The sequence below is a fragment of the Moraxella lacunata genome (assembly GCF_900453205.1).
GTDB classification, from domain to species: domain Bacteria; phylum Pseudomonadota; class Gammaproteobacteria; order Pseudomonadales; family Moraxellaceae; genus Moraxella; species Moraxella lacunata_B.
Genome location: NZ_UGQU01000001.1, coordinates 752,364 through 767,697, shown reverse-complemented (window position 1 = coordinate 767,697; position 15,334 = coordinate 752,364). Strand labels below are relative to the sequence as shown.

13 protein-coding genes are annotated in these 15,334 nt (G+C 44.2%); 5 read left to right on the top strand and 8 right to left on the bottom strand.

Going from position 1 to position 15,334, the window contains the following annotated elements; all coding sequences use genetic code 11:
- Nucleotides 1-140: 140 nt before the first annotated feature.
- Complete coding sequence (gene metG, locus DX073_RS03625) at nt 141-2,210, bottom strand: methionine--tRNA ligase (RefSeq protein WP_115005637.1); 2,070 nt, start codon at nt 2,208-2,210, stop codon at nt 141-143.
- A gap of 107 nt (nt 2,211-2,317) precedes the next feature.
- Here metG and DX073_RS03620 point away from each other — a divergent pair, with 107 nt between their 5' ends.
- Nucleotides 2,318-3,664: a hypothetical protein gene (locus DX073_RS03620; RefSeq protein WP_115005635.1), complete on the top strand. Its 1,347-nt coding sequence runs from the start codon at nt 2,318-2,320 to the stop codon at nt 3,662-3,664.
- A gap of 84 nt (nt 3,665-3,748) precedes the next feature.
- On the opposite strand, the gene DX073_RS03615 is transcribed toward DX073_RS03620, so the two are convergent.
- The 7 genes from DX073_RS03615 to rplM all read right to left on the bottom strand — a co-directional run bounded on the left by DX073_RS03615 (nt 3,749) and on the right by rplM (nt 8,800).
- Nucleotides 3,749-4,168, bottom strand: a complete 420-nt coding sequence (locus DX073_RS03615; protein ID WP_115005633.1) for a ClpXP protease specificity-enhancing factor — start codon at nt 4,166-4,168, stop codon at nt 3,749-3,751.
- A gap of 48 nt (nt 4,169-4,216) precedes the next feature.
- The gene (locus tag DX073_RS03610; protein ID WP_115005631.1) at nt 4,217-4,861 is read right to left on the bottom strand and encodes a glutathione S-transferase N-terminal domain-containing protein; all 645 of its coding nucleotides are present in this window, start codon (nt 4,859-4,861) and stop codon (nt 4,217-4,219) included.
- Nucleotides 4,862-4,976: 115 nt separating this feature from the next.
- Complete coding sequence (locus DX073_RS03605; RefSeq protein WP_029102507.1) at nt 4,977-5,696, bottom strand: cytochrome c1; 720 nt, start codon at nt 5,694-5,696, stop codon at nt 4,977-4,979.
- Nucleotides 5,696-6,916, bottom strand: a complete 1,221-nt coding sequence (locus tag DX073_RS03600; RefSeq protein WP_181814381.1) for a cytochrome b — start codon at nt 6,914-6,916, stop codon at nt 5,696-5,698. Before DX073_RS03600 ends, DX073_RS03605 begins: the two co-directional genes overlap by 1 nt.
- Nucleotides 6,917-6,939: 23 nt before the next feature.
- The gene (gene petA / locus DX073_RS03595; protein ID WP_115005627.1) at nt 6,940-7,524 is read right to left on the bottom strand and encodes a ubiquinol-cytochrome c reductase iron-sulfur subunit; all 585 of its coding nucleotides are present in this window, start codon (nt 7,522-7,524) and stop codon (nt 6,940-6,942) included.
- A 447-nt stretch (nt 7,525-7,971) separates the two neighbouring features.
- The gene (gene rpsI, locus DX073_RS03590; RefSeq protein ID WP_062500901.1) at nt 7,972-8,358 is read right to left on the bottom strand and encodes a 30S ribosomal protein S9; all 387 of its coding nucleotides are present in this window, start codon (nt 8,356-8,358) and stop codon (nt 7,972-7,974) included.
- A 10-nt stretch (nt 8,359-8,368) separates the two neighbouring features.
- The gene (rplM, locus tag DX073_RS03585) at nt 8,369-8,800 is read right to left on the bottom strand and encodes a 50S ribosomal protein L13 (RefSeq protein WP_079326016.1); all 432 of its coding nucleotides are present in this window, start codon (nt 8,798-8,800) and stop codon (nt 8,369-8,371) included.
- 425 nt (nt 8,801-9,225) lie between these two features.
- Between rplM and ppk1 the strand changes: the two genes are divergently transcribed.
- From ppk1 to DX073_RS03560, 4 genes are all read left to right on the top strand, one after another.
- A complete protein-coding gene (gene ppk1, locus DX073_RS03575) occupies nt 9,226-11,382 on the top strand; it encodes a polyphosphate kinase 1 (RefSeq protein WP_115006378.1) in 2,157 nt (718 codons plus the stop codon).
- Nucleotides 11,382-11,840, top strand: a complete 459-nt coding sequence (locus DX073_RS03570; RefSeq protein WP_115005625.1) for a YchJ family protein — start codon at nt 11,382-11,384, stop codon at nt 11,838-11,840. The genes ppk1 and DX073_RS03570 overlap by 1 nt, the downstream gene beginning before the upstream one ends.
- A gap of 427 nt (nt 11,841-12,267) precedes the next feature.
- A complete protein-coding gene (gene thiI, locus DX073_RS03565; RefSeq protein WP_115005622.1) occupies nt 12,268-13,731 on the top strand; it encodes a tRNA uracil 4-sulfurtransferase ThiI in 1,464 nt (487 codons plus the stop codon).
- 248 nt (nt 13,732-13,979) lie between these two features.
- Nucleotides 13,980-15,326 (top strand): Na+/H+ antiporter family protein, encoded by a 1,347-nt coding sequence (locus DX073_RS03560; protein ID WP_115005620.1) that lies wholly within the window; start codon nt 13,980-13,982, stop codon nt 15,324-15,326.
- The last annotated feature ends 8 nt before the right edge of the window (nt 15,327-15,334 follow it).

Sequence of the window (15,334 nt, the reverse complement as noted above, 5' to 3'; positions counted from 1 at the left end):
AAAACAAGATTTAGCCATTTTTCATGCAAAAATTAATGAAAGCATTAAATTCTCATCATATTTTGTAAATAATGTTATCAATGTTCGACACGCCCCAAATTGCCACTACAAAAATAGTGGCAATTTTTAAATGCCTTCATTTACGCCAAAACCGCCCCCGCCACCATGCTATCAGGCAATAATACAACAGTTAATTGTCCGTCTTTTTCTGCCGATAAAATCATGCCTTCTGATACGCCAAATTTCATCTTACGGGGGGCAAGGTTGGTAACGCAAATCACTGTTTTGCCTTGTAACTCTTCTGGTTTGTAAAACTTAGCAATACCGCTAAATACGTTGCGAGTTTGCTTTTCGCCTTGTTCATCAGTATCGCCCACATCAAGGGTAAATTGCAATAATTTATCCGCTCCTTCAACGTGATTGCATTCAAGCACTTTGGCGACTTTCATTTCAACTTTGGCAAAATCATCAATGCCGATAAAGGCGTTTTGGTCGGCGGTTCCCATAGGCTTACTCTCTTTCTTGGTTTTTTGGGTTTTTTTGGTGTCGGTGGGTTGCAGGTTTTCTTTTGAGTCATCAACCATGGCTTGCACTTTTTCGGGGTCAATGCGTTGCAAAAGTGGCTTAAACTCATTGATAGAATGCGTTAGGACATGAAAGCGTTCATCAAAATTCATGCTATCCACATTCAAAAATTCTTTGGACTGTTCGGCAAGTGTTGGTAGTACAGGCGACAGATAAACCATGATTTTGTGAAATAGGTTTAGCCCCACAGAGCAGATGTCTTGCACATCCTTACTGTTCGGGTTTTCTTTGGCAACCGCCCACGGCTTTTTGTCGTCAATGTACTGATTGGCAAGGTCGGCAAGTGCCATAATTTCACGAATGGCGGTGTTAAATTCACGGCTTTCGTAGTGCTTGATGATACTGTCGCCAGCTTGGATAAATTTATTGACAAGTTCAGGCTCGGCACAAGTGGCGGAGAGTTTATTGTCAAATTGGGTATTGATAAATTTAGCACAGCGACTGGCTATGTTCACGACTTTACCGACAAGATCTGAGTTTACTTTGGCGATGAAATCATCAAGATTTAAATCACTGTCTTCTACTTTATCAGACAATTTGGAGGCAAAATAATAACGCAAATATTCAGGATTTAGGTGGTTCAGATACGTTTCGGCTTTGATGAATGTGCCACGAGATTTGCTCATTTTTTCGCCATTGACGGTCAAAAAGCCATTGACAAATAGGCTTGTGGGCGTGCGATAATTCGCCCCTGTGAGCATGGCAGGCCAAAACAGGGCGTGAAAATAGACAATGTCTTTGCCAATAAAATGATACACTTCGGCGGTGCTGTCGGGACTCCAATAATCATCAAATGACACATCAGGGCGGTGGGCGGTCAAGTAGTTTTCAAAACTTGCCATATAGCCAATCGGTGCGTCTACCCACACATAAAAATATTTGTCGTCCGTGTCAGGGATTTTAAAGCCAAAATACGGAGCGTCTCGGCTGATGTCCCAGTCGGCAAGACCTGCGTCAAACCATTCGTCTAGTTTGTTGGCGATAGAAACGGGCAGTCGTCCGTCATCTCGTGTCCATTTTTGCAAAAATTCGGTGAAGTTTGGCAATTTAAAAAAGTAATGGTCGGACGTTTTTTCCACAGGGGTTGCACCGCTTAGGGTGGAGCGTGGATTGATGAGTTCGGTGGCGTTGTAGGTTGTGCCACACACTTCGCATGAGTCGCCATATTGCTCGTCCGCTTTGCATTTTGGGCAGGTGCCTTTAATGAAGCGGTCGGATAGGAACATCTGTTTTTCGGAGTCAAATAGCTGAGTTACGGGTTTGACAGCGATGTTGCCTGCCTTGTGGTTAGCAAGGTAAATGGCTTTGCTGTGCTTGCGGTTCGTCTCGCTGTGCGTGCTGTCATAATGGTCAAAGGACACGCCAAAACGGTCAAAATCTCGTTTATGCTCAATCTGTACGCTTTGGATTAGCTCTTCGGGCGTGATACCGTTCGCTTCGGCACGGAGCATAATCGCCGTTCCATGAGCGTCATCGGCACAGACATAGATCACGTCATGCCCCATAGACCGCATGGCACGCACCCAAATATCGGCTTGGATATAGCCCAAAAGGTGTCCCATGTGAATAGAGCCGTTGGCGTAGGGCAGGGCGTTGGTAACAAGAATTTGGCGTTTGGCTGTCATGATGTACCTGTTTTAAAAATGATAAAATGGCGATTATTATAGCGTAAAAGCCGTGATAAAACCATGACAAAATGGGGTATAATAGGGCAAATTTCTGGGACAGTCCTATGCAAAAGATTATTTCACTAAAACAAGAATTACTGGATATTATCGATAGTATCACGCCAATCATGTTCTTTTGGTTAAATGCAGTGGTGTGGTCGCTACTGCTGATTTGTGGGTATTTGCTATTGGGTTTTTGGCAGATATTCATCATAATCATCATGGTGGTGTTGATTTTATCTTCGGTATATCATTACAGAAATCCGCCCATTAGAAATAATCAATTTATCTTTACCACGCCCATTTTTGCTTTGGCGTATGGTTTTGTTATTAATTCAGGCATATTATTCCAAGATGACTTTATCACGGATAAATCACAATTATCCAGCGTTACTGCCACCGTACCTGCCGAATATGAATATGTACGAATAGGTGGTGGTAAATACTCTCGCACGCATCATTATTTTGTCATTGGCGATGTTAAATTACACTGCTCTAATGATAATTATGATGAATGTGAAAAAGCGTATGCCTACAAAGACCAAACAGCAACGGTATTATATGCTGATGGGCTATTATATGATATGGAAGTGGACGGAAAAAAGATATATGAATTTAATGAACAACTTGCCAAATTCCAACATGACAGACAAAAGAAAATCTATGAATTTATCACGTCATTGGTATTATTTGGTATTCCGTCTTTGGTGTTTTTCTTTTTAAATAAACAGGTCATTCGAGATATTGAAATCATCGAAGATGATAAAAAAGAAAAAACCAAAAAACCTTTAAATATTAAATTTAAAAATGCCAATAATGTCGACAAATCAGCAGATGAAAAAAGACAACACGATTTGGGTCATAATAGATTTAATAAAAAGAATGCTGATTATAAACAGCGATTACATGACAAATTATCCGCTCAAAGATTAAAACAACAGCAAATCAAGGCACGTATTGGTGGGGGTGGTATTGCTTGGTCGATGTTATGTATTTTATTGGCGGTGGTAACATTTTTATTGGCTTTTGTGATGCTTGTTATGGACTCTTATGTGGGGATGGTTATCTATCTATTATTGATGGTGGGTTTTGCTTATTTAACAAAGTTACCCAGCAGGCACGCCAAAGCAGAAGTGGACGATTATTATGAGATGAGTGAATATGAAGAATTGGCAGATTTGGAAGAATATGATTTAACAGGTATTTATCATTATATTAGTGTGATTGGCTGGTTTGGGCTGTATATATTTTCTCCGATTGCGTTATTCTTGCTGGTTTTTGTTTTTGAATATATCAAGGACGGTAATATTAATGTGGCAATTGTTGTGGGAGTTTTTGTGTTATTATTGGTGGGTATGCTTTATGCGATTATCAAAAGGGCAAAAAATATGAGAGATTGGGCGCTCGAATAAATTAAAATAAATTAATTTAGAATAAAACAAGGGCGGTAATTATATCGCCCTTGTTTTTAAATTGCCTTTATTTGTTAAATGAATTTATACAAATTTTAAATGTCCGCCTTTTTTGGGTGGTTCGTCATCGCCGTCATCGTCAGTGTCGTCTATATCATCAGGGTCATCGGGTGAGGTGTAGCCGTCATATTCGCTAGGGTCAAAGAAAAAGCCTTCACTGGGGTCTTCTTTGGCATAAATGCCAACCACTGCCTGCATGGGTATCCAGATGTCTTTGGAGACACCGCCAAACCGCCCTTGAAATGATAAGCCATCATTGTCAATCAAGAGATTATTGGTGGCTTGGTAAGATATGGCAAGCACCAATTTGCCGTCTTGGGCGTATTCGGTGGGGGCGAGTAGCTGGGGGTGGGTGGCATCCGTCATGAGATATGGCGTAAAGCCGTTGTCTATTAGCCATTCATGCATGGCACGAACGAAGTAGGGGCGTTTTGGGGTAAGCATGGTTATGTCCTTGTTGTTGGTTAAAGTAAATTGATGAATGTTAAATTATTAAAAATCATCATCGCTATAAACAGCAGGAGTGATGAGTGTCTTTTGAAAACTTGACCTTGCTGATAGGCGTGCTTGATATGCCAGTAGTGGTTTACACGGTTTGGCAGGTAAATGAATGCCTAGCATTGGCAAACGGTGCAAAAGTGGCAATAATAACACATCACACAGCCCAAACTCATCTTGCATAAAATAGTCATGACGGGCAAATAGGGGCGAGAGCGTGATGAGCGAATCGGTCAAGGTTTTTTGGGCATGGGTTGCTTCTGCTGGGTTAAAGCTGTCGGGGTGGGTCATCAAAATCCGCCCAAGCGAGAGCCAGTCTTGACGCAGTCGCCAAGCCAACTGACGCACTTTTGCCCGCTCTTTGGGGGTGGGTGGCAGTAGCTTATTGGCACCGTGCCGTTCTTCTAGATATTCAAAAATCACCATCAGCTCATACAATGCCAAATCCCGTCCCACAAGTACAGGCAGGGTGTTGTAAGGGTTTAGCTCGGCGAGATATTCGGGTCGCTCATCAGGCAGGTAGGCGAATTGATGATTCACGCCTTTTTCTTCTAGCAAAAACCGCACCACATGACTGTCATAGCCATCGTCACCATAGAGTAGGAACTGGGTGGGTAAAAGATGAGAAAAATCTGCCATGATATGAATGAGTCTGTTTTTGGGTGTTAAGTGTAACAAAAATTTTGGTAAAAGTGTGTAAATTTTGTCAATAAAAAAAGACCGATGTGTATCGGTCTTTTGGGTTAGTGTTGGCTTATTTGACGTCTTTCCAGAATTCTTTGTTAAGTAGATATACTGGAATGAGTAGCACAAGTAAGAACAATAGTACGAATGCACCATAGACTTTACGTTCATGACGGACAGGCTCTGCCATCCATGCCATGAAGTTCACTAGGTCGCCCACACGAGCTTCATACTCTTCTTTACCAAGCTCTTTTTGCATGTTGTGTAGCACATGGGGCATGGCAGCATTGGCAAGCACTAGGTTGTTAGAACCCCAAGGACGGCTCGGGTCTTCGTAGAATGACAGTAGGTAAGTATATACCCAGTCATCACCACGCAGACGAGTTTCTAGCGATAAATCTGGCGGTGCAGCACCAAACCATAGAGCCTGAGTATCAAGGTCAATCTCAGCAGTAATATGGTCACCGATTTGGTCGGTGGTTACCATGAGATATTTTTCCATAAGCTCTGGTGGGATTTCCAAGTCCTTGGCAATGCGTGAATGACGCACATACTGGGCTGAGTGACAGCCCACACAGTAGTTCATGAACGTCTGAGCACCGCGTTGTAGCGAGCCTTTATTGGTTAGGTCAATGGGGGCTTTGCTACATTCTAGGGTAACTTTGGTGCCATCGGCTTCGGTGAACTCACCACAGCCGTGACCGCCTGCCGCTAGAGCAGAAGATGTTGCCATCATGCCACCTGCAAGCAGGAGACCAGCACCAAGCGATTTTAGAGTAAATGCTTTCATTAGTGACCTCCTCCTGTAACACGTTCTGGTGGTTGCTTGCACGTTTCCATGGACGTGTAGAACGGCATAAGAATGAAGTACAAGAAGTATAAAATAGTACAAATACGAGCAACTAGCGTACCTGTTGGTGTGGAAGAAACTCCGCCAAGATAACCTAAGATTAGGAAGCTAACCACAAAGACAGCTAGGGCAATCTTAGATAAAATGCCTTTATAGCGGATAGATTTCACAGGCGATTTGTCAAGCCATGGCATGACAAACAAGATGGCAATCGCACCAAACATCACAATTACACCTGGTAGAGCAGAGCCGAACATGGATGGCGTGGCACGAAGCATGGCATAAAATGGCATGTAGTACCAAACAGGAGCGATGTGAGCAGGTGTTTTTAGAGCGTTGGCAACTTCAAAGTTGGGTTTTTCTAGGAAATAACCACCACCTTCTGGGGCAAAGAATACCACGGCAAAGAAGCAGATGAAGAATACCACGATACCTACCATGTCATGTACAGTATAGTAAGGATGGAAAGGTACGCCATCTAGTGGTACGCCATTTTTATCTTTAAGCTTCTTAATTTCGATACCGTCTGGGTTATTAGAGCCGACATGGTGCAGAGCAACCAAGTGCATGAAAACTAGACCAACCAATACCAAAGGAATTGCCACAACATGCAGGGCAAAGAAACGGTTTAGAGTAATGCCTGAGATGATGTAGTCGCCTTTGACCCATTCAGCCAGACCATCACCGATAAAAGGAATGGCAGCAGGTAGGTTTAGAATAACCTGAGCACCCCAGAACGACATGTTGCCCCAAGGCAGTAGATAACCAAAGAAACCTTCTGCCATGAGACACAGATAAATCGCCATACCGATAATCCAAACAAGCTCACGGGGCTTCTTGTATGAACCATACATCAGACCACGGAACATGTGTAGATAGACAACCACGAAGAAAGCGGATGCCCCTGTGGAGTGCATGTAGCGAATGAGCCAACCGCCTTTGACATCACGCATGATGTATTCAAGTGAAGCAAATGCTCCTTCGGCACTGGGGTTGAACATCATGGTTAGCCAAATACCTGTCACCAATTGGTTAACAAGTACGACCATGGACAACACGCCAAAGAAATACCAAAAGTTAAAGTTCTTTGGTGCGTAGTATTTGGACATATGGTATTCATAAGTCTCTGTCGCAGGAAAGCGAGCATCGACCCAACCCATAAATTTCTTAGCAATACTCATGATTATGCCTCCCCAACGGTCAAGATGGTGTCTTCAATCTTGTAGATAGGTACAGGTAGGTTCAAAGGTGCAGGCATGCTACTATAAACACGACCGGCTAAGTCGTACATAGAACCATGACAGGGGCAGAAGAAACCACCCATCCAGTCAGCACCACCTAAGTCCGCCGCACCAACTTCGGGTCGGAACATGGGAGCACAACCTAAATGTGTACACACGCCCTCAACAACCAATATCTCAGGCTGAATGGAGCGTGTTTCGTTTTTGCAGTTGTCAGGTTGTACAGACCCGTTGGACTCAGGGTCGGCAAGCTTGGGAGCTACCTTGCTTAGGTTGGCAAGCATGTCTTCGGTACGTTTGACGACAAAGATAGGTTTGCCACGGTATTTTAACGTAATCATCTGCCCATTTTCGATGCTGGCGATGTCAGTGACAACGGCAGCACCAGCAGCTTCCGCTTTGGCACTTGGGTACCAAGAACGCACAAATGGGGTGGCTATTGCACCGACACCAACCGCACCAACGGCGGCAGTGGACGCAATCAGGACTCTACGGCGTTTAACATTCACGCCTTCGGCATGGCTCATTAAAACTTCCTCCAGAAAATGAATGGGGGTTATCCCATACTGGGTGTGTGGTTATGATAAAACAGTTTTATCAAAAAACCACATTTGCTGTGCCTATTTTTCTAAACATGACTATTTTAAGCTATTTTTGTAATAAAATAAATCGTTCTTTTACAAAGTTGTGAAAAAAATCCATAAAAATTGTCATGAATTTACAAAAAAGTTTAAAATTGTATAAAAATTAGACAAGACCCACTAAAATACTCAGCTTTATTTGCAACTTTATGTAAATTTTTGTTACTATTGATTAAAATAAAGAATCTCTATCATACATTAATAACAAGATTTTTTATCAACTGTGAATTTATCTAACAATGAAAAATCTATGTCAAGTTAAGTTATTTTAATCAAGAATAACGCATATAAAAAAACTCTCGAAGTTCGAGAGTTTTTTTGAAAACGCAAAAATTAACGTTTTGAGAATTGTGGGCGTTTACGAGCTTTGCGTAGACCCAATTTCTTACGTTCAACTTCACGAGCGTCACGAGTTACAAAGCCAGCTGCTTTTAGGGCAGGTTTTAGCGTTTCGTCTGACTCAATCAAAGCACGAGTAATGCCGTGACGGATAGCACCTGCTTGACCGCTTGCACCACCACCAGTAACGGTGATGTATAGGTCATATTTGTCAGCAGATTCTAGAAGTTCTAGGGGCTGACGTACGACCATGCGAGAAGTCTCACGACCAAAGTATTCGTCTAGGCTCTTGCCATTGATGACGATGTTACCAGTGCCTTTTGATAAGAAGACACGAGCGGTAGAAGTCTTACGACGACCTGTTCCGTAATTCTTTTCCATGTGTATCTCCTTAGATGTCTAGTACTTTTGGGGCTTGGGCGGTATGTGGGTGTTCACTCCCTGCATACAGTTTTAGCTTTTTAATCATCGCATAGCCCAAAGGACCTTTTGGTAGCATGCCTTTAACGGCTTTGTGTAGCACGTCTTCTGGCTTGTGAGCAAGAAGTTTGGTAAAGTTGGTCTCTTTGATACCGCCAGGATAGCCTGTGTGGCGATAGTATTTTTTGTCCTGAGCTTTTTTGCCAGTAACAGCGATTTTGTCAGCATTGATGACGATGATGTAATCACCAGTATCAACATGGGGGGTGTACGATGGCTTATGTTTGCCACGTAGACGAGAAGCAATCTCAGAGGCTAGGCGACCTAGTGTTTTGCCTTCTGCGTCCACGACATACCAGTCATGTACAACCTCAGCGGGTTTGGCGCTAATAGTAGTAGTCATATAAAACCTATTTAGTTACGTTTGAGAGTTGAACAAATAAAAAAGCCCAAAGGCTTGATTTTACTTGCTTTGTGAGTTGGGAAACGAAGGGCTCTCAAAAAACAGCGGTCATTATAACCAATCAAACACAAAAAAGCAATGAAAATTTGAGATGAATTTACAAAATAAACCAAAATAAACAATGATAAATACGCCACGATAAAAGCCATTTAAATTGGGGAAAAATGGCAGAATGGGACTTTAAAATTTTATCAAATTTTCATAAAATGATGATAAGATAGATGATGTTGTTTTATTATTTTAAAAAGTTAAAAGGAGATGCCATGACCGCACCACACGCCCCAAAGACCGCCAAGCAAATCAGCAAGCCCAACGCCATCACGCACCAAAATGCCGACACCGCTCCTAGTATTGAAAACCAAGCCATGCAAAGTGTACTCGGGCAGACCCCTGCACCGACCGATTTGCACTATATTGAACAAATTATCGATGAATCAGGCAATTTTACCCCTGACTGCTTTATCAATCGTGATTTGTCCACGCTACGTTTTCAGCTTCGAGTGCTGGCTCAGGCGACCAATCCACGCCATCCGCTGTTGGAGCGTATGTTCTTTTTGACTATTTTTTCATCAAATATGGATGAGTTTTTTGAAATTCGGGTGGCAGGGCTTATCCAAAAAATGAAAAATGGCGATAAGTCAAGCAGTCTGGACGGGCGAAAACCATCCGAGCTACTGGCGGAGATTAGTCAAGTGGCACACCGTGCGGTCGAAGAGCAGTACCGCATCTTAAATGAAGACATCTTGCCTGAGCTTGCCAAATCGGACATCCGCTATCTTAAACGTCATGAGCTGACCGATGCCCAAAAGGCGTGGATGCGGGAGTACTTTTTTAATCAAGTGTTGCCTGTCTTGACCCCTATTAGCATTGACCCTGCTCATCCATTTCCCCGAGTGGTCAATAAGTCCTTGAATTTTATCGTCAGTCTAGAAGGTAAAGATGCCTTTGGGCGGGATTTGTCGCTTGCCATCGTGCCTGCCCCACGTTCACTGCCTCGTGTGATACGTCTGCCCGATGAGCTGACAGGGGGCAAAGACCACCATATCATGCTCTCAGCGGTGATTCATGAGCATGTGGGTGAGCTGTTTTTGGGCATGAAAGTCACGGGTTGTCATCAATTTAGACTGACTCGTAATGCCGACCTTGATGTGTCCGATGATGTCGAAGACCTAGCCAAGGCGTTAGAAGGTGAGCTGGATAACCGCCGTTTTGGGCATAAGGTGCGTCTAGAAGTAAGTACTAACTGTCCCAAAGAGCTGTATGAGTTACTATTAAAAGAATTTGAGCTTGATGAAAGCCAGCTTTATCGGGTTAATGGTCCTGTGAACCTGACTCGCATGCTGACAAGTTTTGATAAGCCTGAGTTAAAATTTACCCCGTTTACGCACGCTATCCCCAAGCCATTTAAGGGCATGGAGACGGTCAAGGTCGCCAAAGACAACACGTCTATGTTTAATGTTATGAAAAACAAAGACGTGTTGGTACACCATCCCTTTGATGCGTTCACACCTGTGGTCAATCTCTTGTGGCAGGCGGCGAACGACCCTGATGTACTTGCCATCAAACAGACCATTTATCGTTCTGGCACCAACTCAGAGATTGTCCAAGCCCTAGCTGTCGCTGCTCGTAACGGCAAAGAAGTGACCGCCGTCATTGAGCTGCGTGCCAGATTTGATGAAGCCAGTAACATCGCTGTCGCCAATATGCTCACCGATGCCGGAGCCATTGTGGTGTATGGCGTGGTTGGTTACAAGACACACGCCAAGCTCATGCTCATCGTGCGTCGAGAAGACGGCAAAATCCGCCGTTATGCTCATCTAGGCACGGGCAACTATCACGCTGGCAACGCCAAAGCCTATACCGATTATGGGCTGTTTACCGCTCATGAAGAGATTTGTGCCGATGTGGCAGGCGTGTTCGGACAGCTGACAGGCATGGGCAGACCATTGCCGTCCCATCACATCATGCACGCACCTTTTACCCTGCATGATGGGCTAATACGCCTCATCGATGATGAGATTAATCACGTCAAAAACGGCAAAAAAGGGCGTATCATCCTAAAATGTAACGCCATCACCGAGCGTGGTATCATCAACAAGCTCTATGAAGCAAGTCGTGCAGGGGTAGAGATTGACCTGATTATTCGTTCCATCTGCTGTCTGCGTCCACAGGTCAAGGACTTGTCCGAGCATATCCGTGTACGCTCTATCGTGGGGCGGTTCTTGGAGCATACTCGTGTCTATTATTTTCATAATGATGGCGATGAAAAGCTCTACTGTTCGAGTGCTGACTTGATGGACAGAAACCTGCTACACCGTGTGGAAGTGGCGTTTCCGATTTTGGATGAGAGGCTCTTTAAACGTATTTATGAAGATGGACTGATAAACTACCTTGGCGATAACGTGCAGGCGTGGGAGCTTGATGGGCGTGGCGAGTGGAACCAAGTCCATCATGATAAAGACGGCACGGACATTCACGACGCTCAGCAGTGCCTATTAGAAAAAATCTGCGAGCGTGCCTGATGGGTTGTTATTGTGGCTCGGGCAACCCTTATGCAGTGTGCTGTCAGCCTTATCATGACGGCACACCCGCCCCCACCGCAGAATGTCTTATGCGGTCAAGGTTTGGCTCTTTTTATCTAAAAAACGTGGACTATATCATCGCCACCACCGCCCCAAGCCAGCAAGATGGGCTTGACAAATCCGCCTTACAAGCATGGGCGGACGGCATGAACTGGACACGCCTTGACGTGATAAGCCATAACAAAGTTGGCAAACGCCACGCCCAAGTGCATTTTAAAGCCTATTTTGACAACGGCGATGGCGAGCAGGTGCATGATGAATTGTCCGCTTTTGTCAAGATAGGCGAGCGGTGGTATTTTCTTGACCCAACCGTGCCTGTTATGCTGACCAACAAACAGCCGTGCCTGTGTGGGAGTGGCGAGAAGTTTAAGGCGTGTTGTGGGAAGTTTTTGCTTTAACTACCAAAATGGAGTGTGTAGGGGCAATTTATTCGCCCAAAAATCAAAGCTTTATCATAGGGCAAATTGCCATTTGCCCCTAAAAATTTTGCCAAGAGTATTGAACTTATTACATTGCATCAAAAATTATGAAAGATGAAATTTATGAAACCCATAAAGATTGGGACATAAGCCACCAAAACGCAATCACGCCAATCCCAAAATGAGCCATTTTTACAGGCAAAACAGGATTATGACAGCGACATTACCGCTTTACTTGATAATGATGTGTTGGAGCTTATCAAACAGCACGCCCACAATCAAAAAGACCGAGAACGTCTAAATGCCGTAATACGTTTATTGTTTGCATGATTTTTGGTGCGTTATGGAAAGTTTTTTAAACCAACAAAAAGGTGTATAATACGCCTTTTTCTTTTGCCTAATTTTTATGAAATATATTGTTAAACTCCACCCTGAAATCATGATGAAAAGCGACACCGTACGTAAACGCTTTGTTAAGATTTTGGCAGGAAATTTGCGTAATGTCCTAAAACCCCTTGATGAGACAGCGGTTGTGGTTCAGCATTGGGACTATATTGAAGTGCGTCATCGCAATGAGTCGGCACGTCCCATATTGCTTGACAAATTGCAATGCACCTCAGGCATTCATCATATCCTAGAAGTCGAAGAGTCGCCTTTTGCCGATTTGCATGACATTTTTGAGCAGACCTTGCCCAAAGTGAGAGAAAGCCTTGAAAACAAGAGCTTTTGCGTGCGAGTCAAAAGACGTGGCACGCACCCATTTACGTCCATGGACATCGCCAAATATGTGGGCGGTGGGCTAAATCAGGCGATAGCCAGTGCTAAGGTGCAACTTAAAAACCCTGATATTACCGTCAAAATTGAGATTGAACACGACAAAATGCTCTTTATTAAGGCACGCCATGACGGCATGGGCGGATTTCCCATGAGTACCCAAGAAGACGTGTTGTCGCTTATCTCGGGTGGGTTTGATTCGGGCGTGGCAAGCTATGAGTTTATCAGACGTGGCAGTCGGGTGCATTATTTGTTTTTTAATATGGGCGGTCGCACGCATGAGATTGGCACCAAACAAATGGCGTACGAGCTGTGGGAGCGGTACAGCTCATCGCATAAGGTACGCTTTACTACGGTGGATTTTGAGCCTGTGGTGGGCGAGATTTTGACTAAGATTGATGACGGTCAAATGGGCGTGGTCTTAAAGCGAATGATGATGCGTGTGGCAAGCGTGATTGCCCAAAAAAACCGCATTGAAGCGGTGGTAACGGGCGAAGCCTTGGGGCAAGTGGCAAGCCAAACGCTCACGAACCTTGCCATGATAGACAAGGCAAGCGACGTGCTGGTGTTACGCCCGCTCATCACCAAAGACAAAGCCGACATCATCGCCACGGCTGAAAAAATCGGCACGGCAGACATCGCCAAATCCATGCCTGAGTTTTGTGGAGTTATCTCAAAAAGCCCCACGGTCAAAGCAGTGGAGCATAAACTTATCGCTACCGAGAGTGAGTTTGATTTTGGCGTATTGCAAAATGCCATTGACACCGCCATGACCATTGACATTCGCACGATAAAAGACCAAGTAAGCGATATCCATGCCATTGATACGGCACACGCCATTGGCAAAAATGATATAGTGATTGACATTCGGGCGACAGACGAGACGGACGATGACCCACTTGGCATACCGCATATTTGCATTCCGTTTTATAAACTTGCCACAGAATTTGATAAATTGGATAAAACCAAAACTTATCTTTTGTACTGCAAAAAAGGCGTAATGAGCGGTTTGCAAGCGGTGTATTTAAAGGATAAGGGACATCAAAATGTTAAGGTGTTAAATTGTCAAACCAACCTCAATACTTTATCAAAATAAACCTCATGAGGTTTAAACACTTTTTGGGTCTATGATTAAGTTCATGCACTAAGATGGCTGATTGATGGGTTTGTGAGCATAACGGTTGTCCTGATTAATTGCATTTAATGGTTTGTTGTAGATTTGTCGATGGCTGTCGTACGATTGGTCTACAACGCCTTTTAAATCATACCAAAACGTTTTTATCTTGTGTATTTTTGTAAAAATGGGGTATAATCAGATTTTTGATTAACGATAGAAGGTGGCAAATGAACGCTGTACTATTGGCAGTCATTATGATGGTAGGGCTGTCGCTCGCTCGTGTCCATGTGGTGTTAAGTTTGATTGTGGGGGCGGTCGTGGGCGGTTTGCTTGCAGGACTGCCCTTGACGGACGTAGAAAATGGGGCGACAGGCGTACTGACGCATTTTCAAAACGGCATTAAAGGCGGGGCGGGCATTGCCTTATCCTATGCCATGCTTGGGGCGTTTGCCATGGCGATTGCTCATTCGGGTGTGCCAAAGGCTCTGTCTGATAAGGTCATCTTGGCGGTCAAAAATGCCAAAAATGGCGGTATCAAATGGGCGGTGTTTGGCGTGATTGTGCTGTTTGCCTGCCTAAGCCAAAACCTTATCCCCATTCATATTGCCTTTATTTTGCTACTCATTCCGCCACTTTTGACGGTGTTTAATGAATTAAAATTAGACAGACGACTCATTACTTGCTTGATTACTTTTGGGCTTGTCAATACTTATATGTTTATCCCATATGGTTTTGGCGATATATTTTTAAATGAAATTATCATGGCAAACCTTGCCAAATCAGGGCTTGATACGTCTGGCATTTCGGTCATGAAAGCGATGGCAATTCCTGCACTCGGTATGCTGACGGGCTTGCTTGTGGCGATTTTTGTAAGTTATCGTAAACACAGAGTATATGACAATGCCAAAACCCTAGCGGTAAAAGGCGATGATGTGCCTGTGGTCAATGATACCAAAATGGGCTTTAAAATCATCGTAACGCTCATCGCTATCATTGTGGCGTTTGTCATTCAGCTAAAAACCGATTCGCTTGTGCTTGGCTCGTTGTCAGGTTTTGCCATTTTTATGGCGACAGGCGTGGTCGGCTGGAACAAGGCGGACGATGTCTTTAATGACGGCATTAAGATGATGGCGATGATTGGGTTTATCATGATTACCGCCCAAGGCTTTGCTGAGGTGATGACCGCCACAGGGCATATCCAGCCACTCGTGCAATCGGCGGTGGACGTGTTTGGGGCGAATAAGGCTCTGGCAAGTCTTGCCATGCTCATTGTGGGACTTGTCGTTACCATGGGGATTGGTTCGTCATTTTCTACCGTGCCGATTATTGCGACCATTTATGTCCCGCTTTGTATGGCGATGGGGTTTAGTCCGATGGCGACTTTGGCACTCGTGGCAACCGCAGGCGTGCTTGGGGACGCAGGTTCGCCTGCTTCTGACTCAACGCTTGGCCCAACCATGGGGCTAAATGTGGACGGACAACACGACCACATCAAGGACAGCGTGATACCGACCTTTATCCATTATAATATTCCGCTTATTGTGTTTGGCTGGGTGGCTTCGCTTGTTTTATGATGGCTGTA

Bases quoted from the DNA above. Each gene is read 5' to 3' on its own strand.
- DX073_RS03570 (WP_115005625.1), top strand. From the start codon at position 11,382: ATGGGTTGTTATTGTGGCTCGGGCAACCCTTATGCAGTGTGCTGTCAG.
- DX073_RS03620 (WP_115005635.1), top strand. From the start codon at position 2,318: ATGCAAAAGATTATTTCACTAAAACAAGAATTACTGGATATTATCGAT.
- rplM (WP_079326016.1), bottom strand. From the start codon at position 8,800: ATGACTACTACTATTAGCGCCAAACCCGCTGAGGTTGTACATGACTGG.
- DX073_RS03605 (WP_029102507.1), bottom strand. From the start codon at position 5,696: ATGAAAGCATTTACTCTAAAATCGCTTGGTGCTGGTCTCCTGCTTGCA.
- DX073_RS03600 (WP_181814381.1), bottom strand. From the start codon at position 6,916: ATGGGTTGGGTCGATGCTCGCTTTCCTGCGACAGAGACTTATGAATAC.
- metG (WP_115005637.1), bottom strand. From the start codon at position 2,210: ATGACAGCCAAACGCCAAATTCTTGTTACCAACGCCCTGCCCTACGCC.
- DX073_RS03610 (WP_115005631.1), bottom strand. From the start codon at position 4,861: ATGGCAGATTTTTCTCATCTTTTACCCACCCAGTTCCTACTCTATGGT.
- petA (WP_115005627.1), bottom strand. From the start codon at position 7,524: ATGAGCCATGCCGAAGGCGTGAATGTTAAACGCCGTAGAGTCCTGATT.
- DX073_RS03560 (WP_115005620.1), top strand. From the start codon at position 13,980: ATGAACGCTGTACTATTGGCAGTCATTATGATGGTAGGGCTGTCGCTC.
- DX073_RS03615 (WP_115005633.1), bottom strand. From the start codon at position 4,168: ATGCTTACCCCAAAACGCCCCTACTTCGTTCGTGCCATGCATGAATGG.
- rpsI (WP_062500901.1), bottom strand. From the start codon at position 8,358: ATGGAAAAGAATTACGGAACAGGTCGTCGTAAGACTTCTACCGCTCGT.
- thiI (WP_115005622.1), top strand. From the start codon at position 12,268: ATGAAATATATTGTTAAACTCCACCCTGAAATCATGATGAAAAGCGAC.
- ppk1 (WP_115006378.1), top strand. From the start codon at position 9,226: ATGCAAAGTGTACTCGGGCAGACCCCTGCACCGACCGATTTGCACTAT.